21 protein-coding genes are annotated in these 21,375 nt (G+C 60.0%); 12 read left to right on the top strand and 9 right to left on the bottom strand.

Translation table 11 applies throughout. From position 1 onward, the window contains the following. Positions 1-113: 113 nt before the first annotated feature. Positions 114-2,405 (bottom strand): beta-glucosidase BglX, encoded by a 2,292-nt coding sequence (gene bglX, locus ACIONG_RS07885; protein WP_401297943.1) that lies wholly within the window; start codon positions 2,403-2,405, stop codon positions 114-116. A gap of 262 nt (positions 2,406-2,667) precedes the next feature. On the opposite strand from bglX, the gene ACIONG_RS07880 reads away from it, so the two are divergent. The 4 genes from ACIONG_RS07880 (at position 2,668) to ACIONG_RS07865 (ending at position 6,249) form a co-directional block, all read left to right on the top strand. Beyond that, entirely contained in the window at positions 2,668-3,276 is a 609-nt protein-coding gene (locus ACIONG_RS07880; protein ID WP_103307001.1) for a LemA family protein, read from the top strand. A 13-nt stretch (positions 3,277-3,289) separates the two neighbouring features. Then, on the top strand, positions 3,290-4,045 hold the full coding sequence (locus ACIONG_RS07875; RefSeq protein WP_213027798.1) for a YgcG family protein: 756 nt from the start codon (positions 3,290-3,292) through the stop codon (positions 4,043-4,045). Positions 4,046-4,078: 33 nt separating this feature from the next. Further along, entirely contained in the window at positions 4,079-4,696 is a 618-nt protein-coding gene (locus ACIONG_RS07870; RefSeq protein ID WP_103307434.1) for a TPM domain-containing protein, read from the top strand. A gap of 335 nt (positions 4,697-5,031) precedes the next feature. Next, positions 5,032-6,249: a class I SAM-dependent methyltransferase gene (locus tag ACIONG_RS07865; protein WP_401297939.1), complete on the top strand. Its 1,218-nt coding sequence runs from the start codon at positions 5,032-5,034 to the stop codon at positions 6,247-6,249. Between the two features lie 80 nt (positions 6,250-6,329). Here ACIONG_RS07865 and ACIONG_RS07860 read toward each other — a convergent pair whose 3' ends face one another. After that, a complete protein-coding gene (locus ACIONG_RS07860) occupies positions 6,330-7,235 on the bottom strand; it encodes a DMT family transporter (protein ID WP_315447882.1) in 906 nt (301 codons plus the stop codon). Positions 7,236-7,528: 293 nt separating this feature from the next. Between ACIONG_RS07860 and ACIONG_RS07855 the strand changes: the two genes are divergently transcribed. Next, positions 7,529-8,110 carry a DJ-1/PfpI family protein gene (locus ACIONG_RS07855; protein ID WP_315447880.1) on the top strand — a complete coding sequence of 194 codons (582 nt, stop codon included), beginning with the start codon at positions 7,529-7,531 and terminating at the stop codon, positions 8,108-8,110. A gap of 13 nt (positions 8,111-8,123) precedes the next feature. Beyond that, on the top strand, positions 8,124-8,429 hold the full coding sequence (locus tag ACIONG_RS07850) for a ribbon-helix-helix domain-containing protein (RefSeq protein WP_016982789.1): 306 nt from the start codon (positions 8,124-8,126) through the stop codon (positions 8,427-8,429). Positions 8,430-8,567: 138 nt separating this feature from the next. On the opposite strand, the gene ACIONG_RS07845 is transcribed toward ACIONG_RS07850, so the two are convergent. The 3 genes from ACIONG_RS07845 to ACIONG_RS07835 form a co-directional block, all read right to left on the bottom strand. Next, positions 8,568-11,129: a TonB-dependent hemoglobin/transferrin/lactoferrin family receptor gene (locus ACIONG_RS07845; RefSeq protein WP_401297936.1), complete on the bottom strand. Its 2,562-nt coding sequence runs from the start codon at positions 11,127-11,129 to the stop codon at positions 8,568-8,570. A gap of 121 nt (positions 11,130-11,250) precedes the next feature. Further along, on the bottom strand, positions 11,251-12,210 hold the full coding sequence (locus ACIONG_RS07840) for a FecR family protein (protein WP_401297933.1): 960 nt from the start codon (positions 12,208-12,210) through the stop codon (positions 11,251-11,253). Next, positions 12,207-12,743, bottom strand: coding sequence for an RNA polymerase sigma factor (locus tag ACIONG_RS07835; protein ID WP_103305542.1), 537 nt, complete (start codon positions 12,741-12,743; stop codon positions 12,207-12,209). Before ACIONG_RS07835 ends, ACIONG_RS07840 begins: the two co-directional genes overlap by 4 nt. Positions 12,744-12,899: 156 nt before the next feature. Here ACIONG_RS07835 and ACIONG_RS07830 point away from each other — a divergent pair, with 156 nt between their 5' ends. Beyond that, positions 12,900-13,244, top strand: coding sequence for a YegP family protein (locus ACIONG_RS07830; RefSeq protein ID WP_401297930.1), 345 nt, complete (start codon positions 12,900-12,902; stop codon positions 13,242-13,244). 139 nt (positions 13,245-13,383) lie between these two features. Here the strand turns inward: ACIONG_RS07830 and ACIONG_RS07825 are convergent, their stop codons facing one another. Then, positions 13,384-14,265: a dihydrodipicolinate synthase family protein gene (locus ACIONG_RS07825; protein ID WP_401297927.1), complete on the bottom strand. Its 882-nt coding sequence runs from the start codon at positions 14,263-14,265 to the stop codon at positions 13,384-13,386. Between the two features lie 24 nt (positions 14,266-14,289). Then, a complete protein-coding gene (locus ACIONG_RS07820; protein ID WP_401297924.1) occupies positions 14,290-15,072 on the bottom strand; it encodes an aldolase in 783 nt (260 codons plus the stop codon). 106 nt (positions 15,073-15,178) lie between these two features. On the opposite strand from ACIONG_RS07820, the gene ACIONG_RS07815 reads away from it, so the two are divergent. After that, positions 15,179-15,721 carry a helix-turn-helix domain-containing protein gene (locus ACIONG_RS07815; RefSeq protein ID WP_401297921.1) on the top strand — a complete coding sequence of 181 codons (543 nt, stop codon included), beginning with the start codon at positions 15,179-15,181 and terminating at the stop codon, positions 15,719-15,721. 166 nt (positions 15,722-15,887) lie between these two features. Here the strand turns inward: ACIONG_RS07815 and ACIONG_RS07810 are convergent, their stop codons facing one another. Beyond that, positions 15,888-16,907, bottom strand: a complete 1,020-nt coding sequence (locus tag ACIONG_RS07810) for a DUF4917 family protein (protein ID WP_401297918.1) — start codon at positions 16,905-16,907, stop codon at positions 15,888-15,890. 154 nt (positions 16,908-17,061) lie between these two features. On the opposite strand from ACIONG_RS07810, the gene yiaY reads away from it, so the two are divergent. Further along, the gene (gene yiaY, locus ACIONG_RS07805; protein ID WP_401297915.1) at positions 17,062-18,210 is read left to right on the top strand and encodes an L-threonine dehydrogenase; all 1,149 of its coding nucleotides are present in this window, start codon (positions 17,062-17,064) and stop codon (positions 18,208-18,210) included. Positions 18,211-18,383: 173 nt separating this feature from the next. Here yiaY and ACIONG_RS07800 read toward each other — a convergent pair whose 3' ends face one another. Further along, positions 18,384-18,872 carry a DMT family transporter gene (locus tag ACIONG_RS07800; protein WP_401297912.1) on the bottom strand — a complete coding sequence of 163 codons (489 nt, stop codon included), beginning with the start codon at positions 18,870-18,872 and terminating at the stop codon, positions 18,384-18,386. A 77-nt stretch (positions 18,873-18,949) separates the two neighbouring features. On the opposite strand from ACIONG_RS07800, the gene ACIONG_RS07795 reads away from it, so the two are divergent. Genes ACIONG_RS07795 through ACIONG_RS07785 form a run of 3 tightly spaced genes read left to right on the top strand, consistent with a single transcriptional unit; the run spans position 18,950 to position 21,371 of the window. Further along, on the top strand, positions 18,950-19,861 hold the full coding sequence (locus ACIONG_RS07795; protein WP_401297909.1) for a LysR substrate-binding domain-containing protein: 912 nt from the start codon (positions 18,950-18,952) through the stop codon (positions 19,859-19,861). A gap of 21 nt (positions 19,862-19,882) precedes the next feature. After that, positions 19,883-20,617: a hypothetical protein gene (locus ACIONG_RS07790; protein ID WP_401297906.1), complete on the top strand. Its 735-nt coding sequence runs from the start codon at positions 19,883-19,885 to the stop codon at positions 20,615-20,617. 37 nt (positions 20,618-20,654) lie between these two features. Beyond that, complete coding sequence (locus ACIONG_RS07785; RefSeq protein ID WP_103305552.1) at positions 20,655-21,371, top strand: hypothetical protein; 717 nt, start codon at positions 20,655-20,657, stop codon at positions 21,369-21,371. Positions 21,372-21,375: the final 4 nt, after the last annotated feature.

Raw genomic sequence — 21,375 nt, 5'->3', positions numbered from 1 at the left:
TGTGGGAGCTGGCTTGCCAGCGATGAGGCCATCACATTCAACATCTTAGTTGACTGTCAGGCCGCCATCGCTGGCAAGCCAGCTCCCACATGTTTATGTGTTGCCTGAAAAAATTACAGCAACTCAAAGCTCTGCTGCGTCACGTCCTGCGAATCCAGGCCGATCTGCACGTTGAACTTGCCAGGTTCTGCCGCGTACTTGAGCTGGGCGTTGTAGAACTTCAGGTCATCCTCGGTGATGGTGAAGTGCACGACTTTCTGTTCGCCGGCCTTGAGCATGATTTTCTGGAAGTTCTTCAGCTCTTTTACCGGGCGGATCATCGAACCGGTGACGTCCTGGATGTACAACTGCACCACGGTTTCGCCGTCACGCTTGCCGGAGTTCTTCACCATGACGCTGGCGTCGAGCTTGCCGGTGGCGTTCAGCGTGGTCGATGACAGCGCCATGTCGCTCAGGGCGAATTGGGTGTAGCTCAGGCCATAACCGAACGGGAACAGGGGACCGGTGGTGTCATCGAAATACTGCGAGGTGTAGTTGCCCGGTTTGCCCGGCGTGAACGGCCGGCCAATGCTCAGATGGTTGTAGTAGGTCGGAATCTGGCCCACGGAACGCGGGAAGGTCACCGGCAGTTTGCCCGAAGGGTTGTAATCGCCGAACAGCACGTCAGCGATAGCATTGCCGCCCTCGGTGCCGCTGAACCAGGTTTCCAGGATCGCGTCAGCCGACTGGTTTTCTTCGAGGATGGTCAGTGGGCGGCCGTTCATCAGCACCAGCACCAGTGGCTTGCCGGTGGCTTTCAGGGCACGGATCAACTCGCGCTGGTTTTCCGGGATGTTCAGGTCGGTACGGCTGGAGGATTCGTGCGACATGCCACGGGATTCGCCCACCGCTGCGACGATCACGTCGGCGTTCTTGGCGGCTTTTACCGCTTCATCGATCAGCACGTTGGCCGGACGCGGGTCATCGACCACTTCCGGGGCGTCGAAGTTGAGGAAGTTCAGGTAGTCGAGGACCTTCTTGTCGCTGGTGATGTTGGCGCCACGGGCGTAGATCAGGTTCGCTTTGTCGCCGATGAGTGCGTTCATGCCGTCGAACAAAGTCACCGATTGTGCCGGCCGCCCGGCCGCGGCCCAGCTGCCCATCATGTCGATCGGTGCTTTGGCCAGCGGTCCGACCAGCGCGACTTTCGCGTCTTTCTTCAGCGGCAGGGTTTCGTTCTGGTTCTTCAGCAGGACCAGACTGCGACGCGCGACCTCACGGGCCTCGGCGCGGTGCAGACGGCTTTCGGCGTAAGTGTCGGCCGGATCATCCTCGGCCTTGCCGATGCGCAGGTACGGGTCCTTGAACAGGCCCATGTCGTACTTGGCCGCGAGGACTTCGCGCACAGCGTTGTCGATGTCTTTCTGTTCGATCTCACCGGACTTGAGCAGCCCCGGCAGCTCTTTGCCGTACAGGGTGTCGTTCATGCTCATGTCGATGCCGGCCTTGATCGCCAGTTTCGCCGCTTCACGACCGTCACGGGCGACGCCGTGCTTGATCAGCTCGAAGATCGCCCCGTGGTCGCTGACCGCCAGGCCTTTGAAGCCCCAGTCCTTGCGCAGCAGATCGTTCATCAGCCAGGTGTTGGCGGTGGCCGGAATACCGTTGATCGAGTTCAACGCGACCATCACGCCGCCGGCGCCGGCATCAATCGCGGCGCGGTACGGTGGCAGGTAATCCTGGTACATCTTCACCGGGCTCATGTCGACGGTATTGTAGTCGCGGCCACCCTCGACCGCGCCATACAAGGCGAAGTGTTTGACACTGGCCATGATGCTGTCGGCGGCGCTCGGGGTCTCGCCCTGATAGGCCTTGACCATGACTTTGGCGATGCGCGAGGTCAGGTAGGTGTCTTCACCGAACCCTTCGGAGCTGCGGCCCCAGCGCGGGTCGCGGGAGATGTCGACCATCGGCGCGAAGGTGATGTCGAGGCTGTCGGCGGCGGCTTCTTTGGCGGCAACGCGCCCCGACTGGCCAATGGCGTCCATGTCCCAGCTTGAAGCCAGAGCCAGTGGAATAGGGAAAATCGTACGGTGACCGTGGATGACGTCGTACGCGAAAAACATCGGAATCTTCAGGCGACTGCGCATCGCCGCGTCCTGCATCGGACGGTTTTCCGGGCGGGTGATCGAGTTGAACGTGCCGCCGATATTGCCGGCGGCGATCTCTTTGCGGATCAGCTCGCGGGGCATTTCCGGGCCGATGCTGATCAGGCGCAACTGGCCGATTTTCTCGTCGAGGGTCATTTGCTTCATCAGGTTGCTGATGAACGCATCCTTGTTTTCCAGGGGTACCGGGGTCGTGGCGGCCAGTACTTGATGACTGGCCAGACTGACGAACAGACCCAGCAAACACAGCTTCTTCATGAATATTTTTCTCAAGGGCCCAAACGGCAAATGCGATGCCGGCCAGCCAAAAGTTAGGGAGCGACTATTGTTGTTCGGGTACAGGCTCAAAGAAACAGAGCCAAAAACGGCAGCCGACACTTGGCAGCATGATCACGCAGGGCACTTTTTAGCCCATTGCCCCGTCGTAATCCAGCGACGCGGCCGATTATGCCCCAAGAGCCGGCCGAGAATGTTTCGCACCCGGTTTTTATAATGAAATGTGCCAAGGAGCATCACCGCGATGAATGTCAGTCCAACCTATCGCTCGCGCTTGCAGGTCGCCACGCTGCTGGTGCTCGCCACGCTGCTGACGGCGTGCGGCATCAACAACATCCCGACCCTCGACGAGCAGGCCAAAGCGGCATGGGGCCAGGTGCAGAACCAGTACCAGCGCCGGGCCGATCTGATCCCCAACTTGGTGGAAACGGTGAAAGGCTACGCCAAACATGAAGAGGAAACCCTGACTGCCGTGATTGAAGCGCGGGCCAAGGCGACCTCGATTCAGGTCGATGCCAGCACCCTCGACAACCCGGAAAAACTCAAGCAGTTCCAGCAGGCGCAGGACCAACTGACCGGCGCGCTCAGCCGTCTGATGGTGGTGTCCGAGCGTTATCCGGACCTCAAGGCCAACCAGAACTTCCTCGCCCTGCAATCGCAACTTGAAGGCACGGAAAACCGCATTGCCGTGGCGCGCCGCGATTTCATTCTGGCGGTGCAGAAATACAACACCGAGATTCGCACCTTCCCCGGCCGTCTCTGGCACAGCGTGATGTACAGCGACCTGCCGATTCGTGAAACCTTCGAGGCCACCACGCCCGGTGCGGAAAAGGCCCCGGAAGTGAAATTCTGATCCGGGGTTGCCCATGCGCGTATTGAAAATGGGCCTGGTGCTGATGCTGTGGCTGTTCGCCGTCAGCGCCCGGGCCGAGTTGACGTTCCCGGCGCTGAGCGGGCGCGTGGTGGACGAAGCGCAGATGCTTGAACCCTCGGTGCGCGCGCAATTGAGCCAGCAGTTGCAGGCCCATGAACAGGCAACCGGCGAGCAATTGGTGGTGGTCACGCTGCCGGATCTGCAAGGCACTACCATCGAGGACTTCGGCGTTCAGTTAGGGCGGCACTGGGGCATCGGCCAGAAGGACAAAAACAACGGCGCGCTGCTGATCGTCGCCCGGGACGAGCGCAAATTGCGCATCGAGGTCGGCTACGGTCTTGAGGATCGGCTGACCGATGCGCAGACCTCGGTGATCATCCATCAAGTCATCACGCCGGCCTTCAAGAGCGGCAATTTCAGCAAGGGCATCAGCGACGGCGTTGCGGCGATGCTGGTGGTGTTGGGCGGCAATCCGCTGGACGAGCCGTCGACGGTTTATGAGTCGAGCGGTGATCCTTCAGACGACTTTATTTCCCGACACCCGGCGTTGTTCGTGTTTCTGGTGATGTTGTTCATCCTGACGGTGTTTGTCTGCCAGATGCTCGGTATCCTTCCCGCCGGCCGTGGCGGCTCCGGTGGCGGCGGTGGTTTCGGCGGTGGCGGCGGATTTGGTGGCGGCGGTGGAGGCGGGGGCTTCAGCGGCGGCGGGGGCAGTTTCGGCGGCGGTGGTTCGTCGGGCGGCTGGTGAGCACATAACAATAACGATCAGGCACTTTTCGACATGGCATTACTGACTGAACACGAACAACGCAAAGTCGCCGAGGCAATCGCCCGGGTCGAGCGCGACACCGACGCCGAACTGGTCACGGTGCTCGCGGCGCGCGCCGACGACTACGCGTACATCCCGCTGCTGTGGGCCAGTCTGCTGGCGCTGGTGGTGCCGGGCTTCGTGCATTACCTGACCGGGTGGCTGACTCTGCGCAGTCTGCTGCTGGTGCAGTGGGGGCTGTTCATTGTGCTGTGCCTGCTGTTTCGTCTGCCGAAGATCACCACCCATCTGGTACCGCGCCGTGTCCGGCACTGGCGCGCATCGAACCTGGCGCGGCGGCAGTTTCTCGAACAGAACCTGCATCACACGGTGGGCAGTACCGGGATGCTGATTTTTGTTTGCGAGGCGGAAAGGTACGTGGAGATTCTGGTGGATGAGGGCATTTCCAGACGGCTGGACAACAAGAGCTGGGATGCAATTGTCGCGGCGTTTACCGAGCAGGTCCGGCAAGGGCGCACGCTGGAAGGGTTTGTCAGCTGTATCGAGGCGTGTGGAGAACTGCTGAAAGTGCATGTGCCGGTGACGCAGGTGAGGAATGAATTGCCGAATCGGTTGATTGTTCTGGGGTAAGGCCTGGATTATTCGTCGATGCAGAGATCCAGCCCCTCACCCCAGCCCTCTCCCGGAGGGAGAGGGGGCCGATCGAGGTATCTGGCGCTCGACATCGACCTGTGGAACCGAGTCGATTATGGATTTGAAGCAAAACCTTCAAACCTGAGTTCGACTCGGTAATTCAGGTCGGGCTAACTTGTGAAAACACCTCGGTCAGTCCCCTCTACCTCTGGGAGAGGGCTAGGGTGAGGGTGCTTCTGACAACCGTTGGGTAAATAAGAGCGTGTCCCCAACTCCCATCCCCCCTAAAATACCGGCCATTCCCGATTTCGCCTGCCCGAGGCCGCTTGTCCATGTCCGTTACCGCCCCTTCCACCAAACCCACACCAGACCACCACGCGCAGTTCATCGAGCTGCTGCAAACCAGCCTCGAACAGAACGGCTTCATCAAACTGGTGCTGGCCAAATACGTCGGTGAAGAGGCTGATCTGCAGCGGGTCATCATCAAACCGGTGACGGTCAAGGCGCAGCCGAATCTGTCGTTCGTCTATCGCTACAAGACCCGCGACATCACCAAGAACCTGCCGCTGAGCGAAGGCGTGGCGACAATTGCCGCGCTGTTGCCGACCTCGTTCAAAAATGCGCACTTGCTGGCCGTGACTGACGAAGCGCAGCTGGAATACAGCAAAAAGGGCAAATCTTCGCTGTTCAAGAGCAAACCTCAGCAGTTGCGCGAAGCGCCGTCCGCCGAGCACAACCGTGAGAAAAACCGTTTCCTGGAGTTGAGCCGACCGTTCCTCAAGGATCTGGGCGTGACCAACGCCCAGCATGAGTTGATCCCGGCGATGTCGCGCAAGTGGAAGCAGATCAACAAGTTCATCGAAGTCTTCAGCCATGCCCTGACCTCGTCGCCGCTGGCGCTGGACAAACCGGTGCGGGTGGCGGATTTCGGTTCGGGCAAGGGCTATCTGACGTTCGCCATCCACGATTACCTGCGCAACACCTTGAAGGCCGAGGGCGAAGTCACCGGCGTCGAGCTGCGCGAGGAAATGGTCAGCCTGTGCAACGTCGCAGCAGCGAAGCTCGATCATCCGGGGCTGGTGTTCAAGTGCGGTGACGTGCGCAGCGTCGCGCCGAGCGAGCTGGACGTGATGATCGCCCTGCATGCCTGCGACATCGCCACTGATTATGCGATCCACACCGGCATCCGTTCGGGCGCGTCGATCATCATGTGCTCGCCGTGCTGCCACAAGCAGATCCGTCTGCAAATCCAGAGCCCGGCGCTGCTCAAGCCGATGCTGCAATACGGTCTGCACCTTGGTCAGCAGGCGGAGATGGTCACCGACAGTTTGCGTGCATTGTTTCTGGAAGCCTGCGGTTACGAGACCAAGGTTTTCGAGTTCATTTCGCTGGATCACACCAACAAGAACAAGATGATTCTGGCGGTGAAACGCGCCGAACCGGTGAACCCGGCGCAGTTGTTGGTGAAGATTCAGGAGTTGAAAGCGTTCTACAACATCAGCGAGCACTGCCTGGAAACCCTGCTGCGCGCCGACGGTTACCTGGCCTGAGCCAGATCCTGTGGGAGCGACGGTGCGACGACTCGACCTGCTCGCGAAAGCGCACTGACAGTCAGCGATGATTCTGTCTGTTACGGCCCCTTCGCGAGCAGGCTCGCTCCCACATTTGATTTCACCGCGGTCTTGCGGCCGAGCATGACGGTCGCAATTACGCCGCAGGCAAACACCCAGGTGATTGGCTCGACATGCTCGCCAAAGAACAACGCCGAAAAGGCGATGGTGAAGAAGATCTGCAACAGCTGGATCTGACTGACCCGGGCAATGCCGCCCATGGCCAGCCCGGCGTACCAGGCGAAGAATCCCAAAAACTGCGAAAACAACGCCACATAGCCAAACGCCCACCAGGTCTTGGCGGACACCGCCCCTTGATGCTGCAGCGCCAGGTACAAAACCGGGCCGATCAACAAGGGCGTCGACAGCACCAGCGCCCAGCAGATCACCTGCCAGCCACCCATCTCCTTGGCCAACCGGCCACCTTCGGCGTAGCCCAGCCCTCCGACGGCAATCGCGCCGAGCATCAACAAGTCACCAGCCTGAATACTGCCGGCGCCGGTGTACAACGCATAACCGAGCACCAACGCACTGCCCAGCGCCGCGCAGGCCCAAAAGGCTTTTGACGGGCGCTCGTGGGATAACCACGCGGCGTAGAGGGCCACGCACAGCGGTTGCAAACCGTTGACCAGCGCTCCGTGGGACGCCGGCAAGGTCTGCATGGCCCACGCCGACAACACCGGAAAACCGAGAATCACCCCGGCGATCACCAGGCTCAGGCCTTTGATCTGTTTCCAGGTCGGCCACTTTTCCCGGCGCCACAACAACAGCAGCGCCGCCGGAACCGCCGCGAACAGCGCCCGACCGAGGCCGTTGAGCAGCGGATGCAGTTCCTGCACGACGATGCGGGTGAAGGGCAGGGTGAGGCTGAAGATCACAACCCCGAGCAGGCCGAGGGCCATGCCGGTGTTTTCGCGCGAGGACATGAGGGGGGACCGGAATTGAAGGTGGCTGGGAATGACCTTCATAAAGCCATAAACCGCAGCGTTCGGGCTGCTACAGCTAGGCACAGACTTATCCGTACAGTTCCAGGCCGCCATCGCTGGCAAGCCAGCTCCCACAGGTTCTGAGGCGATCACCAATCTGCTGTTCAACTCGGACACTGTGGGAGCTGGCTTGCCAGCGATGAAGTCAACTCGGTAGTAGCCGGTTGTTACCCCGCCTCAGGGATAAGGTCTACCTTGAATACTCCCAAGTATTCTCCAGAGGAGTCCTCCCCATGGCCGCGAAAAAAATCCTGATGCTGGTCGGCGATTACGTCGAAGACTACGAAGTGATGGTGCCGTTCCAGGCCCTGCAAATGGTCGGGCACACCGTCCATGCCGTATGCCCGGACAAGGCGGCGGGCAAAACCGTACGCACCGCGATTCATGACTTCGAAGGCGATCAGACCTACAGCGAAAAACCCGGGCACCTGTTCGCGCTCAACTTCGACTTCGCCAACGTCAGTGAGGCCGATTACGACGCGCTGGTGATCCCCGGTGGTCGTGCGCCGGAATACCTGCGCCTCAACGAAAAAGTTCTCGATCTGGTACGCGCCTTCGACAAGGCCGGCAAACCGATTGCCGCAGTCTGCCACGGTGCGCAATTGCTGGCGGCGGCGGGCGTTCTCGAAGGTCGCGAATGCAGCGCCTATCCGGCCTGCGCGCCTGAAGTCCGACTGGCGGGCGGCACGTACATCGACATTCCGGTGACGGATGGCCACGTTCAAGGCAATCTGGCCACCGCCCCGGCATGGCCGGCGCATCCGAACTGGCTGGCCGGTTTCCTTGGCTTGCTCGGCACCAAAATCACCCTGTAACGAGGAAGCGCCGATGTGCGAGCTCTACGTCAAGGCTGACCCGATTCTCTACGAGTCACGCTCGCGCTCGCTGCGCATTTGCGGCGTGGTGACGACGCTGCGCCTGGAGAATCAGTTCTGGGACATCCTCAGCGAAATCGCCGAAGTTGATGGTATGACCACCAATCAGTTGATCGCCAAGCTGTATGAAGAGGTGATGGATTATCGCGGGGAAGTGGTGAACTTTGCGTCGTTCCTGCGGGTGAGCTGTACGCGGTATCTGAGTCAGCGGCGGGTGAGTGCGCCGGAATTGTCGGTGGTACGGGCAGTTGTGAAATAGCCCGGGCCGAGTTGCCCCAATCGCTGGCAAGCCAGCTCCCACAGGTTTTGCGGTGTGGCTCGGTAGTGAGCACACAGATGATCCCTGTGGGAGCTGGCTTGCCAGCGATGGGGTCAGATCAGGCAACACAAATCCTGATCAGAAGAACCGCGTCACACTCACCTTGGCATTGCGCCCCTGGCTATAAGCCAGGTCGCCGCTAAGCTCCGGGCGGTAGCTTTTGTTGAACAGGTTGTCGATGGTCAGGTTGACCTCGGTGCCCTTGAGGTACGCCTGCTGCGGTTTCCAGTTGGCGAACAGGCCCTGCACGTTGTAGCGGTCGTTGGCGTATTGGTCGTAATACACGTCACCGAGGGTGTTCTTGCCACCGCTGTAGCGATCGCTCGGCAAGCGATCGGTCTGGCGCACGAACTCACCCTGCCAGCCCACTTGCGCATCCCAACCCGGAATTTTCACGCCCATGACCGCCACCCATTTGGCTGGCTGAATGTCTCGCGCCCAGACGTTTGGTCCCCACGGGTTGGTGTAGGCACCTTCGTGCTTGCCGGTCATCCACGAGTAGGACAGCGAGCCAAAAAGGTAGGTCGAGTCATAGAAGCTTTCGACCTCGAAGCCCTTGATGGTCAGGCTGCCGATGTTGCGGTAGTTGCTCATCGGACCCGAGCCCTTGCAGTCCGAATCGATCGTGCCGCCCTTGATCGCCTGATTCTGGCAGCCGACCCCGGTGGCCTTGAAGATCTCGTCGTCGATCTTGTTGCGATACAACGTGGTGCGAATCTGCACGTTGTCGTTGTCGGTGAACACATTGGAGAAGTGGCTGATGTTACCGGCGCGCCAGCCCGTGATGAGTTCCGGGTCGAGGTCGACGCTGGTTGCCGTGCGATTGCCGATGCCCTGGACTTCGTACTGCTCGTCGATCACCGGTGCGCGCCAGGTTTTGCTGTAGTCGACGAAGAACGCAGTATCCGGCGTGACCTTCCAGAACGCCGACAAACGTGGCGACCAACCCGTATAAGTGCGGTCGCTGTAATCGTGGCCCATGGCCGGATTCGGGCTGCTGTAATACGGCGCGTCGTTGGCTTCGCCGCGGTTGCGTACGTGGTCGTAACGCACCGACGGCGTCAGGGTGAAATCGCCCAGCGTGATCGCGTCTTGCAGGTAGAAAGCGTTGGTGTCGACCTTGCCCTTGGGCATGAAATACGGCTGGAAATGGCCAAAGTTGTACTTCGGCACATCATAGGCGGCGCCCGGCATCCACATGTCCGTGTCGCGGCTGTGCTTGCGGATTTGTGCGCCCGTGGTCACCGCGTGGGCCAGGGCGCCGGTTTCGAACAGGCTGATGTTGCGCAACTCGATGACGCGATCCTGGTAAGCCGTGTCCATTTTGCGACCGCCCGAGGCCGGCTGGAAAAACGCGGTGGCGTCGCGCTCGTCGGTCTGGTCAGTGTCGGATTGCGAGTAGCTCAACTTCATGTCGATCAAACGGTTGTCCAGCGGCTGGTACTGGTAGAAACCGGACCAGGTGGTGTCGAGGGTTTCGCGGTTGGCAATCAACCGTTTCAACGCGCCTTCGTAACCGTATTTCTGGATGTTGAACGCGCTCGGCGGGCTCGGGTAAGAGGCAGAGGAAAAAGGTGTCCAGCGCTGGCTTTCCGAGTGCGAGTACGACAGGCCGGCGCTGTGCTCATCGGTCAGGTGCAGATTGACCTTGACCAGTTGACCGGCGACATCCTGGGCGCTGTTGGGCAGACGCTTGGGGTTGAGCGGGTAGTTGTGGTCGCGATCCGGCAGGTTGTCGGCGAGCTTCATGTCATCGCCATCGCGTTTGGTCAGGTACACCAGCGCGTCGGCGCGCCCGTCGTCGGTGCGACCGAACACGGCACCCGTGTAAGTCTGCTGATGGTCGTTGCTGGCGTAGCCATATTTGACCATCGCACCGGTATTGCGGCCTTCTTGCAGCAAGTCCGGGGCATCTTTGGTTTCCATGTGCACGGTGCCACCGAAGCCGCCGTTGCCGGTGAACAGCGAGTGCGGACCTTTTTCCACCTCGATGCTTTTGATCAGCTCCGGCTCGATGAAAATGGTCCCTTGCTGATAGCGCTCGAAGCCGCTTTTGCTTGCGCCGTCGAGTGTCATCGGTACGTCTTCGGCCTCGCCCAGGCCCCAGATGTTGATCTTCTGGCCGCCGGGTTTCATCGAGCCGCTCATGCTCACACCGGGCAGCGTCTTCAACAGCGCGGGAATGTTGTTCGGTTGATGACGATCGATGTCGGCCTGGGTCAGCGTCGAGCGGCCGACGGTGCTGGAGTCGACTTCGGTGCCGGTGCCGATCACGCTCAAGGCGTCGAGCTGAATGCTGTCGCTGCTGCTGGTGACCGACTCCACCGGGCGCACCACGTACGTCTGGTTGACCTTTATCAGTCCGAACTGGCTGTGGTCGAGCAACTGGCGAATCGCCGCTTCCGCGCTGTAATCACCGTCGATGGCCGGAGCCTTGAGGTTGCGCAATTGCGCCTCGTCGAACAGCAACTGGATCTTCGCCTGCTGGGCGATCTGGCTCAGCGAAGTTGCCATCGATTGTGCCGGCAGGTGCAGGCTGATCGATTCGGCATGGGCTTGCATGCTGAATGCCAGGCAGGCGGCGGCGAGCAGGGTCGGTCGAAGGCAGGTGAGCGGGTACGGCGAAAACACGCGAAACATGGAATCCCCCAAAGCGGCAAAAGGCCAAAAAGGCCTGCGTCAGCAACGCAGACCGGAGGAAGACGCGGCAGACAAAAAAAACCTCACATGCGAATGCAAAATATTCTCATATGAGCTGATGTCAGCGGTTTTCGAGACGGATGCGCCCGTCGGCAAGGGCCACTGTTTTCACCGGGATCAGCGCGGGCAGGGCGTTGATCAGTGCGTCCGGATCCTCGACGTCGAGGTTGCCGGAGACTTTGATCTGCCCCAGTTTTGCATTGGCCAGCAGCACCGGTCTGGCGCGATACAGGTTCAGCTCATCCACCAGACTGGCCAGTTCGCGGTTGCGAAACGACAGGTGCCCGGTGCGCCAATCGGCGACCTGGCTGACGGCCAGCGTTTGCTGCTGCACGCTGCCGCTGTCCAGATCGACCGCCGCTTGTTGTTGTGCGCCGAGCAGCAATGACGTGCGCGGGTCCGGTGCGAAAGCGACCTGGCCATGGGCGACGCTGACTACCAGCTGCTTGTCGGTGCGCCGGACATCAAAACCGGTGCCGACCACCCGCACGGTGGCGTCGCCGGTTTGCACCCACATCGGCCGTTCCTTGTCCGGGGCGACGTCGACATAGAACTGGCCGCGCTCGAGAAAGATCCGCCGCTGATGGCTGTCGAAGTCGACGCGCAGTTGCGTGTTGGCGTTCACCGACAGCGTGCTGCCATCCGGCAATTCGACGGTGCGCATGCCTTTGGATTGCGCGGCAATCTGCTGCTGGAAAACCCCGTAGGACGTGCCCAACTGCGTGGCGAGCACCGCGCCGACCAACGCCGCCGCAACGGCAAGGGTAGGGCGCCAGAGGCGTTTGGGTTTTTGCAGCTTGAGCGGCGTCGGCCGATTCAGTTGCTGCAATTCGCCAAGATCGGCCCACAGTTCTTCGAAGGCGCGATACGCCTTGGCGTGTTCCGGTTCGCGCAGCCATTGCTCGAATGCCTGTCGGACAGCGCGGCTCTGTTGCTGGCGATTGCGGGTAAACCACGCGGCGGCCTGACCGTCGATGCTGTCGTCCGGCAATTCGCTGTCGACTTCGTGCGGGCGGTTCATTCTGGCTGCTCCATGCCGTTGTCTTGCTCAAGGCGTTGTTTGCAATGCATCAGTGCGAAGGCGATGTGTTTCTCCACCATGCTCAGCGAAATACCCATGCGCTCGGCAATCTGCGCCTGACTCAAGCCTTCAAAGCGGTGCAGCATAAGGGCCTCGCGCCGACGTGGCGAGAGTTCGGCCAATACTTCCTTGAGATGCTCCAGCCGTTGCTGGCGCTGCGCCGCTGCCATCGGATCGTGCTGCTCATCGGTAACCGGTTCGATATCGCTGTCGTGATTGGGCTGGACGATGTGCCGCACTTTCTGCCGGCGCCAGTGATCACGCAGCAGATTGCGCGCCATCTGAAACAGGAAAGCGCGCGGCTGCTCAACCTTGGCCCGGTCGCGATAGTCGAGCCATTGGGTAAATACGTCCTGGGTCATGTCCGCCGCGTCGCTGGGATTTTCCGTGCGTTTGCGCAGGTAATGCAGGATGTCCCCGTAAAACCGGCGAAATGAATCAGCCGACAGAGGATCGGGCGTGAGGCGGGGCATGGATATCCTTCTCGACGAAGCGGGGGCGCAGAAAGTCGCGGATGATATCGAGAATTATTGTCATTTGTCATGTTGGCGATTCAGCGCTCGTCCAGCAGTGGCTAAACCGGCGAAACCGTCTTTACTGTCGAGGGTTCAATCCACAGGAGCAGCAACATGTCCGGATGGTACGAGTTGAGTAAAAGCAGCAACGGCCAGTTCAGGTTCGTGCTGAAAGCGGCGAATGCCGAAACGATTCTGACCAGTGAGCTGTACACCACCCGCGCGGCAGCCGATGGCGGCATTGCCTCGGTGCAGACCAACAGCCCGCTGGATGAACGTTACGAGAAGAAGTCGACCAAGGACGGCCATCCTTACTTCAATCTGAAGGCGGCCAATCACCAGGTCATCGGCAGCAGCGAGTCGTATTCCTCGGAGGCCGCTTGCGATAAGGGCATTGCCAGCGTGAAGGCCAACGGACCGACCAAAGTCATCAAGGACAAGACCCTGCCGGTCCTCTGAACTCACTTTCAAATCCAGCATCATTCCTGTGGGAGCTGGCTTGCCAGCGATGAGGCCATATCATTCAGCATTGATGTTGACTGATACGCCGCCATCGCTGGCAAGCCAGCTCCCACAGGTTTTCTGTATTGCCGAAAAATCAGCGCAGGGTTTTGAGGATTGCCTGCAGCTGACCCCGCCCGGTTTCACTCAATGGAAACACCGGCAAGCGCGGATCGCCCACTTCCAGACCGGTCTCACGTAACCCGGCCTTGATCGTCGCCGGCAAACCGCCCTTGAGGATGAAATCCAGCAACGGCAACTGGCGGTAGAACAGTTCGCGCGCCTTGGCCATATCTCCCGCCAGCGACGCCGCGTACAGATCCAGGTTCAGTTGCGGGATCAGGTTCGGCGCCGCTGTGCACCAGCCTTTCGCCCCGGCCGCGAATGCTTCCAGCGCCAGCGGGTTGCAGCCGTTGTAGAACGGCACCTGGCCTTCGCCTAGCAATTGCAGCTTGTGCATGCGCTGGATGTCGCCGGTGCTCTCCTTGACCATGGTGACGTTTTCCACCGCACCGACGATCCGCAGAATCAACTCGACCGACATGTCAGTGCCGCTGGTGGCCGGGTTGTTGTAGAGCATGATCGGCACGCCGATGCTGTCGCCAATGGCACGGTAGTGGGCGAGGATTTCTGCCTCGGTGAGTTTCCAGTAAGACGCCGGCAGCACCATCACCACGTCGGCGCCATGGGCCTCGGCAAAGCGCGCGCGGCGTACGGCTTTGGCGGTGGTCAGGTCAGACACGCTGACGATGGTCGGCACACGTTTGGCCACATGTTTGATGCTGAACTCGGCGACCTGATCCCACTCCGCGTCGCTCAGGTAAGCGCCTTCGCCAGTGCTGCCCAAGGGGGCGATAGCGTGCACGCCGCTGTCGATCAAGCGATCGATCGATTTGCCCAGCGCCGGCAGATCCAGCCCTTCGCCGTTGGCGCCGAACGGGGTGATGGTGTAGCCGATGATGCCGTGAATGTTGGACATGGGGATGACTCCGTCAAATGGGTTTCAGTTCAGGCAATCGGCGTGTTGGCGCAGGTTCTGCCGAGCGTAATAGTTGAAAGCGGCGGCGTGGCGTTTCGGTTTCGACACCCAGTCATGCGCCTCGCGGCCCAGCTCAGGAATGATCGGCTTGATCGTTCCGGCCGCCATCGCCAACAGTTGCAGCTTGGCGGCGCGCTCGATCAATTGCGCAATGACACAGGCTTCCTCGATCGTGGTGCCGGTCGACAACTGGCCATGGTGCGACAGCAGGATCGCGCGCTTGTCGCCCAAGGCCCCGGCGATCAGTTCGCCTTCTTCGTTGCCCACCGGCACGCCCGGCCAGCCTTCGAGAAACGCGCAATCGTCGTACAGCGGGCATAGATCCATGTGCGAGATTTCAAGCGGCACTTCCAGCATCGACAGCGCAGCAATGTGCGTCGGGTGGGTGTGGATGATGCAATTGACGTCCGGGCGGGCGCGGTACACCCAGCTGTGGAAACGGTTGGCCGGGTTGGCCATGCCGTGGCCTTCAAGCACTTCCAGATCCTCGTTGACCAGCAGCAGATTGCTCGCCGTTATTTCATCGAAGCCCAGGCCCAGTTGCTGAGTGTAATAGGTGCCCGGTTGCGGGCCACGGGCGGTGATCTGTCCGGCGAGGCCGGAGTCGTGACCGCTTTCGAACAGAATCCGGCAGGTCAGGGCCAGCTTTTGCCGGTCTGTCCACGTATTATCCGCCAGGGTGTTTTGCATCTGGGTCAGCGCTTGCTTGACCAGTTGGTCTTTGGGTAGTGCTAATGTCTTGGCCATGTCTGTGTCCTTTGGGTGATTGCAAATGACACTAAAGAGGCTATATGACACAAAGTGTCATTGGCAAGCACAAATCGTCGCCTCCTCAATGGAATAACCGCTGCGCATGTCTATCCGTTTGAAATTATTGAGAAAAAAACTTGGCGTAACCCTTGAGGCATTGGCCGAAAAATCCGGCATGACCAAGAGTTATCTGTCGAAAGTCGAGCGCGGGTTGAACACCCCGTCGATTGCCGCTGCGCTGAAACTGGCGAAAGCGCTGAACGTGAAAGTCGAGGAATTGTTCTCCGAAGACAACGTCAGCCTCGACAGCTACAGCCTGGTGCGCAGCCACGAGCGGCAGTCACTGGCGGCCAATGATCAGAGCCTGGGTTATGCGGTGCTGGCGCATCAGGTCAGCGAGCGCAACCTGCTGCCGTTCATCATCTACCCGCCGAGCGAGTTCACCGACAAGACCTTCAAGGAGCATTTGGGCGAGGAGTTTCTGTTTGTTCACGAAGGGCAGGTGGAAGTGGATTTCATGAACGAGCGGGTGCTGCTGGAACGCGGCGATGCGCTGCACTTCAATGCGCAGAAACCGCATCGGATCAGATCGGTGGGCGAGGTGCAGGCGCAGTTGCTGGTGGTGGTGCACAGCGCTGAAGAGTGAATGTTCTGTTGGAGTTGGCCAGTATCCGCAGCCTGGATGTTGACGGGTTTATCGCTATCGCTGGCAAGCCAGCTCCCACAGTGTCAGGTGTCGAACTTCAAATTCTGATCCAGGCAGAAGTCCTGTGGGAGCTGGCTTGCCAGCGATGGGGTCAGAAGCCTTGCCGCTAAACCTCGACGGGCACCGACAGCTTCGGATTCCCTAGCGCATGCGTCTTCGAATCAAAGAAGCGCAACTCAACCCCCATCCCCTCGAACACCTTCGCGTAATGCCGCTTCTGGTGCTGAATGAACGCTGTACTGCGCGGATAAATCGAGACCGCCACGGTTTTCGGTTTCGCCAGACGCAACGCCCGAACGATATGAGTGTCCTGCTCACCCAGTGCATGGCCAAAGATGCACAGACTGTCGCCATGGCCCAATAACTGCTCATAACAGAACGACAGATAATCCGAACTGCGGATGGTCTTGAGCTTGTCCGCGCTCGGCCCTTCAGTGACGAACAGTGGCACGTCATCCAGTGTCTTGATCGTGTTGTTGATCGCGAAACTGCCGAGCAGTGTGCCCTCGGTCGAGGTCAGTTTGCGTGCGGTGCCATCCTGATTGCGCACCAGGTGCAGGCCGCCGTGCAGGTACAGCAGGCGCGGTTTGCCGGTGGCGGTTTCGCTCAGGTCGAAACTCGCGTTGGCACCGTTGAACAGGTCGTCGATGGCTTCGCTCTTGTGCTGCAGAGCCCAGTAATTGAGCAGGTCGTAATTGGTCGTGAACACCGTGCGATAACGTGCCAGTTCTTCATTCAGCATGGCCAGCGTCGAGGCCTGCACCAGACGCCATGGAATGTGCACAGCGTGCACGGTGTTGATCAGCGCTTCCTTGATCGCGTAGTAGCGATTGCGCGGCGCCGCCGAGCTGACGGCCAGTGCCTTGTTGACCCGGCTGGTGGTCTTCAGTGCGCCGAGGACTTGCTCGAAACTGCGTGTCTGCATTGCATCGAACACCGCCAGTTCCGACGGACTCAGCGGTTTCTCTTCCACCGTGCGGGCGTTTTCGAACAGCGAGTCGTAGCCGAAGTCGTCCCACACCGCGCGGCTGGCACCGTTACCCACCAGCAAACCCTTGTATTCGGTCGCGGCGCGCAGGGTGTTCCAGTCTTCGAGGGTCGCGTCGACATCCAGAAAATCGCTCATTGCTTGGCACATCTCAAAACATAGGGGCTGATGGGCGGCGACTTTATCACGAGCGGGCATTGAGCCAGATCAACATCGGCCGTGACCGATCGGTCGATCCTGTATCCATCCACCGAGTCGGACGGTCGGTTCGGCCCCAGTCAGGAGATACACGATGAGCAGCACCTTTTTCATTCCGGCGGTCAACATCATGGGCAGCGGATGCCTCGACGAAGCCATGATCGCGATCCGCAACCATGGTTTTCGCAAGGCGCTGATCGTCACCGACGCGGGGTTGGCCAAGGCCGGTGTGGCGAGCATGATCGCCGAGAAACTGGCGATGCAGGACATCGATTCGGTGATCTTCGATGGTGCCAAACCGAACCCGAGCATCGCCAACGTCGAGGCCGGGTTGGGGCTGCTGAGGGAAAGTCGCTGTGATTTCGTGGTGTCGCTGGGCGGCGGTTCGCCTCACGACTGCGCCAAGGGCATTGCCCTGTGTGCGACCAATGGCGGACAGATCCGCGATTACGAAGGCGTCGATCAATCGAGCAAGCCGCAACTGCCGCTGATCGCCATCAACACCACCGCCGGTACCGCCAGCGAGATGACCCGGTTCTGCATCATCACCGACGAATCGCGCCACGTGAAAATGGCCATCGTTGACCGCAACGTCACGCCACTGCTGTCGGTCAATGACCCGGCGCTGATGGTCGCCATGCCGAAAAGCCTGACCGCCGCCACCGGTATGGACGCCCTGACCCACGCCATCGAAGCCTACGTCTCGACCGCCGCCAACCCGATCACCGACGCCTGCGCGTTGAAGGCCATGACCCTGATCAGCAACAACCTGCGTCTGGCCGTGCGCGACGGCAGTGATCTTGCCGCGCGGGAAAACATGGCTTACGCGCAATTCCTCGCGGGCATGGCGTTCAACAATGCGTCTTTGGGTTACGTGCATGCGATGGCGCACCAGTTGGGCGGTTTCTACGACTTGCCTCACGGCGTGTGCAACGCGGTTCTGCTGCCGCACGTGCAGACGTTCAACGCGCTGGTGTGTGCCGATCGCCTCACCGATGTTGCGCACGCGATGGGCGCAGATATTCGTGGCTTCAGCCCGGAAGAGGGCGCGCAAGCGGCGATCAGCGCGATCCGCTGCCTGGCCAGTGACGTCGAGATTCCCGGCGGGCTGCGTGATCTCGGCGCGAAATGCACCGACATCCCGATTCTCGCCGCCAATGCCTTGAAGGATGCCTGCGGTTTCACCAATCCGCGTGCGGCGGATCAGCGGCAGATCGAGGAGATTTTCCGCAACGCGTTTTGAGATCGGCTGCATTCTGAAAGAGTTTGGCTGCTACACCGACGCCATCGCGGGCAAGCCCGCTCCCACAGTTTGCGCGGCGATACATAAATCTGTATTCGCCGCAGAACCCCGTGGGAGCGGGCTTGCCCGCGATGACTGACTTCAAGGCAGCGCAAATCCATCTGCTATTCCCATCATCCAACCGTCACCACATTCCTCTCAAACACCCCGCCAAACTGAATCAACACCACCCCGGCAATCAGCAAAACCGCGCCAGATACCCGCGACAATGTCAGCTGCTTCTCGACCAACCCGAACAGCCCAAAGTGATCCAGCACCATTGATGCAATCACCTGCCCAGCCAACGCCAACGCGACAAACCCCGAAGCCCCAAGCCTGGGCAAAAGCATCACCGCCAACGCCACAAAACACACACCAAACGCACCGCCGGCCCACATCCACAACGGCGCCTTGCTGATAAACGCCAACGACGGCAACGGCAAGCGCAGCGCCACAATCACCGGCAACAGCACCAGCACGCTCACCTGCAAGGACGCCAGCGTCGCCCACAACGGATGGCCCAATCCGCGCGCCAGGTTGCTATTGATCGCGCTCTGAAACGGCACAACTGCCCCGGCAAAAGCCGCCAGCGCCAACAAACCGGTCCACTGCAACGTACTCATGTTCTTCCTCCAACAGGTTTTTCTGGACTCTAGGCTATTCGTCGAGCAGATTTAAATTCCGTTTTGTCATCCAGAACATGCATCAAATGAATGATCTGCGCCGTATCGATCTTAATCTGCTGGTGATCCTCGACGCTTTGCTCAGTGAGCAACATGTCACCCGCGCAGCCGAGCGCCTGCACCTGAGCCAACCGGCAGTCAGCCATGCGTTGGCGCGCTTGCGCGACCTGCTCGGCGACCCGTTGCTGGTTCGCGCCGGTTCCAGTCTGGCGCCCACTGCGCGGGCGTTGGAACTGGTCGCGCCACTGGCCGAAGCGCTGGCCCAAGTGCAATCGTTGCTGGCGCCCAACACCTTCGATCCGGCCAGTGCCCGGCGTACTTTTCGCGTGGCGATGTCGGACTATGGCGCGGCGATTATCCTGCCCGCGCTGATCCGCACCTTGCGCCGCGAAGCGCCGGGCATCGATTTGCAGATCAGCCACGCCAGCCGCGAAGGCATGCTTGAAGGCGTGCTCAACGGCGATATCGACGTCGCCGCCGGCGTGTTCCCGGAAATGCCCAATGAACTGCGCAGCACGCTGTTGTTCGAAGAGCGCTACGCGTGCCTGCTCGACCGTCAGACATTGCCCGCCGACGGTGTTCTTGATCTGCCGACCTACCTGTCGCGCCCGCACGTGCTGCTGGAAATGCGCGGCAGCGGTACGCCGGAAATCGAACGGGCGCTGACCGCTTTGCGCGAACGCCGCCGCGTTGCGATCAGCCTGCCGCACTGGAACGTCGCGCCGCAGTTCATCAGCGGCACGGACCTGATTCTTACGGTGTCGTCGCGGGGGCTGCGGGAGATTGATCAGCGCGAATTGATCGTCGTGCCACCGCCGTTCGAGATACCGCCGTTCACGTTTGTGTTGGCGTGGCATAAGCGCCGGGGTGGGGATCAGGCGTTGAACTGGTTGAATCGCAGGATCGAGGAGGGGATAGTGCGCGGCTGAAAAGTCATCAAGGAGCGGGATGTGACAGTGAAGTCTGGATTGATCCGGTGCGTGGCGCTGGGTGGGTGGCTGCTGGCGGGGCAGGCGTTTGCCGATTGCACGCCGCCAGCGGTGACGGGGCAGTGGGACTTTTCTGTGTGCAAGGATTGGCCTGTCGATCCGCCCCTGACGATCACCGCGGTATCAAAATTTGTAGCGGATCCGGTGTACGCCAAAGGCGAAAAAATCGGTACCTACGATTTGGATTTATCGGTGTTGTCAGCAGACGATTCGACATCGCTCGCCACCTGGCATCAACCGTCTGCGTTTTCCACGGATGCCATCGAAATGCAGAGCGTGGAACTCGACACCGCGCGCTATAAGCTCACGCCGACGTTGCGTGCTTTCGGTGTACGGGCGATTTTCAAAGGCTCTTCAAGCGTCAATCCGTTGAATGAAACCGTACTGTCGCTCTATGTGAAGGAGGGCGGCAAATTGCGTCCGGTGCTGGATCGTCTGGTGGTTTACCGCTTCAGTGGCGAGTGGGATGGCAACTGTGCGGGCGATCGCGGGACTACGGTTCGCACGATTGAGATGGGCAAAACCAGCTCTCACGGATTTGCCGACCTGATCCTCAAATCGGTCACCACCGGGCTCACCGGAGAAGGGCCACCGGACACCTGTGAAATCAAGACCACCCATTACAAGCCCGAACTGACCACGCTGCGCTACGACGGCAAATCTTACGTTTTGCCTAACGATGTTCAAGGCCTGTAACCAACCTGCCACACTCGACTTTTATCAAGGAAGAACAATGTTCAGCCCAACCAGACTCCTTATTGCTCTCGGTTTTCTGGCCATCACCGCCCAAGCCCAAGGCGCCTGTACCACCAAGGCCTATGACGGCCAATCAATGTCACGTTGCGTCGTCTGGCCGGCCTTCCCGAATCAGGCGATCTCAGTCAAGACCACGTACCTTGCCGACTCCGGCGGCGACGATGCCGGGGTGCTCGATCTGGATCTGGCGATCGTCAATGCCAGCGACGCAAAAACCATCGCCACTTACCGTAAACCAGGCGCGTACAACTCTGATGCCATTCGCTTTGACGATCTGCGCATCGACACCGGCCGCTATCGACTGGCGCCGGACATCCGCGCGTTTGGCCTGCGTTCAATGTTCGGGCACAGTTCCAGCGCGATTCCCTACGAGAAAACCGATCTGGCGCTGTATGTCCGCGAAGGCAATGAGCTGCGCCCGGTACTGGAAGGCTTGGTGGTCTACAAGAACCACGGTGAGTTCATGAGCGGTTGCGCGGGCTACATGAAGAAAACCCGCAGGACGCTCGAAATCGGTACCACCAGTCATCACGGCCTCGCCGATCTGATCATCACCACCAGCGGCAGTAAGATGAAAAACACCCAGTCGGGCGATCAGTGTGTTTCGAAAACCACCGACCTGAAGAAAACCCAGATCACCCTGACTTACGACGGCCAGCAATACGTCGTCCCTGAAGACCTCAGAGGTTACTGATCCG

Source organism: Pseudomonas sp. NPDC087817 (assembly GCF_044742875.1).
GTDB lineage: Bacteria > Pseudomonadota > Gammaproteobacteria > Pseudomonadales > Pseudomonadaceae > Aquipseudomonas.
Note: the sequence above shows the minus strand (reverse complement) of the source record. Positions and strands in the feature narration are given on the sequence as shown.

What these genes read in the sequence shown, in the direction of transcription:
- bglX (WP_401297943.1), bottom strand. Translation starts at nt 2,405, where the DNA reads ATGAAGAAGCTGTGTTTGCTGGGTCTGTTCGTCAGTCTGGCCAGTCAT.
- ACIONG_RS07880 (WP_103307001.1), top strand. Translation starts at nt 2,668, where the DNA reads ATGAATGTCAGTCCAACCTATCGCTCGCGCTTGCAGGTCGCCACGCTG.
- ACIONG_RS07875 (WP_213027798.1), top strand. Translation starts at nt 3,290, where the DNA reads ATGCGCGTATTGAAAATGGGCCTGGTGCTGATGCTGTGGCTGTTCGCC.
- ACIONG_RS07870 (WP_103307434.1), top strand. Translation starts at nt 4,079, where the DNA reads ATGGCATTACTGACTGAACACGAACAACGCAAAGTCGCCGAGGCAATC.
- ACIONG_RS07865 (WP_401297939.1), top strand. Translation starts at nt 5,032, where the DNA reads ATGTCCGTTACCGCCCCTTCCACCAAACCCACACCAGACCACCACGCG.
- ACIONG_RS07860 (WP_315447882.1), bottom strand. Translation starts at nt 7,235, where the DNA reads ATGTCCTCGCGCGAAAACACCGGCATGGCCCTCGGCCTGCTCGGGGTT.
- ACIONG_RS07855 (WP_315447880.1), top strand. Translation starts at nt 7,529, where the DNA reads ATGGCCGCGAAAAAAATCCTGATGCTGGTCGGCGATTACGTCGAAGAC.
- ACIONG_RS07850 (WP_016982789.1), top strand. Translation starts at nt 8,124, where the DNA reads ATGTGCGAGCTCTACGTCAAGGCTGACCCGATTCTCTACGAGTCACGC.
- ACIONG_RS07845 (WP_401297936.1), bottom strand. Translation starts at nt 11,129, where the DNA reads ATGTTTCGCGTGTTTTCGCCGTACCCGCTCACCTGCCTTCGACCGACC.
- ACIONG_RS07840 (WP_401297933.1), bottom strand. Translation starts at nt 12,210, where the DNA reads ATGAACCGCCCGCACGAAGTCGACAGCGAATTGCCGGACGACAGCATC.
- ACIONG_RS07835 (WP_103305542.1), bottom strand. Translation starts at nt 12,743, where the DNA reads ATGCCCCGCCTCACGCCCGATCCTCTGTCGGCTGATTCATTTCGCCGG.
- ACIONG_RS07830 (WP_401297930.1), top strand. Translation starts at nt 12,900, where the DNA reads ATGTCCGGATGGTACGAGTTGAGTAAAAGCAGCAACGGCCAGTTCAGG.
- ACIONG_RS07825 (WP_401297927.1), bottom strand. Translation starts at nt 14,265, where the DNA reads ATGTCCAACATTCACGGCATCATCGGCTACACCATCACCCCGTTCGGC.
- ACIONG_RS07820 (WP_401297924.1), bottom strand. Translation starts at nt 15,072, where the DNA reads ATGGCCAAGACATTAGCACTACCCAAAGACCAACTGGTCAAGCAAGCG.
- ACIONG_RS07815 (WP_401297921.1), top strand. Translation starts at nt 15,179, where the DNA reads ATGTCTATCCGTTTGAAATTATTGAGAAAAAAACTTGGCGTAACCCTT.
- ACIONG_RS07810 (WP_401297918.1), bottom strand. Translation starts at nt 16,907, where the DNA reads ATGAGCGATTTTCTGGATGTCGACGCGACCCTCGAAGACTGGAACACC.
- yiaY (WP_401297915.1), top strand. Translation starts at nt 17,062, where the DNA reads ATGAGCAGCACCTTTTTCATTCCGGCGGTCAACATCATGGGCAGCGGA.
- ACIONG_RS07800 (WP_401297912.1), bottom strand. Translation starts at nt 18,872, where the DNA reads ATGAGTACGTTGCAGTGGACCGGTTTGTTGGCGCTGGCGGCTTTTGCC.
- ACIONG_RS07795 (WP_401297909.1), top strand. Translation starts at nt 18,950, where the DNA reads ATGCATCAAATGAATGATCTGCGCCGTATCGATCTTAATCTGCTGGTG.
- ACIONG_RS07785 (WP_103305552.1), top strand. Translation starts at nt 20,655, where the DNA reads ATGTTCAGCCCAACCAGACTCCTTATTGCTCTCGGTTTTCTGGCCATC.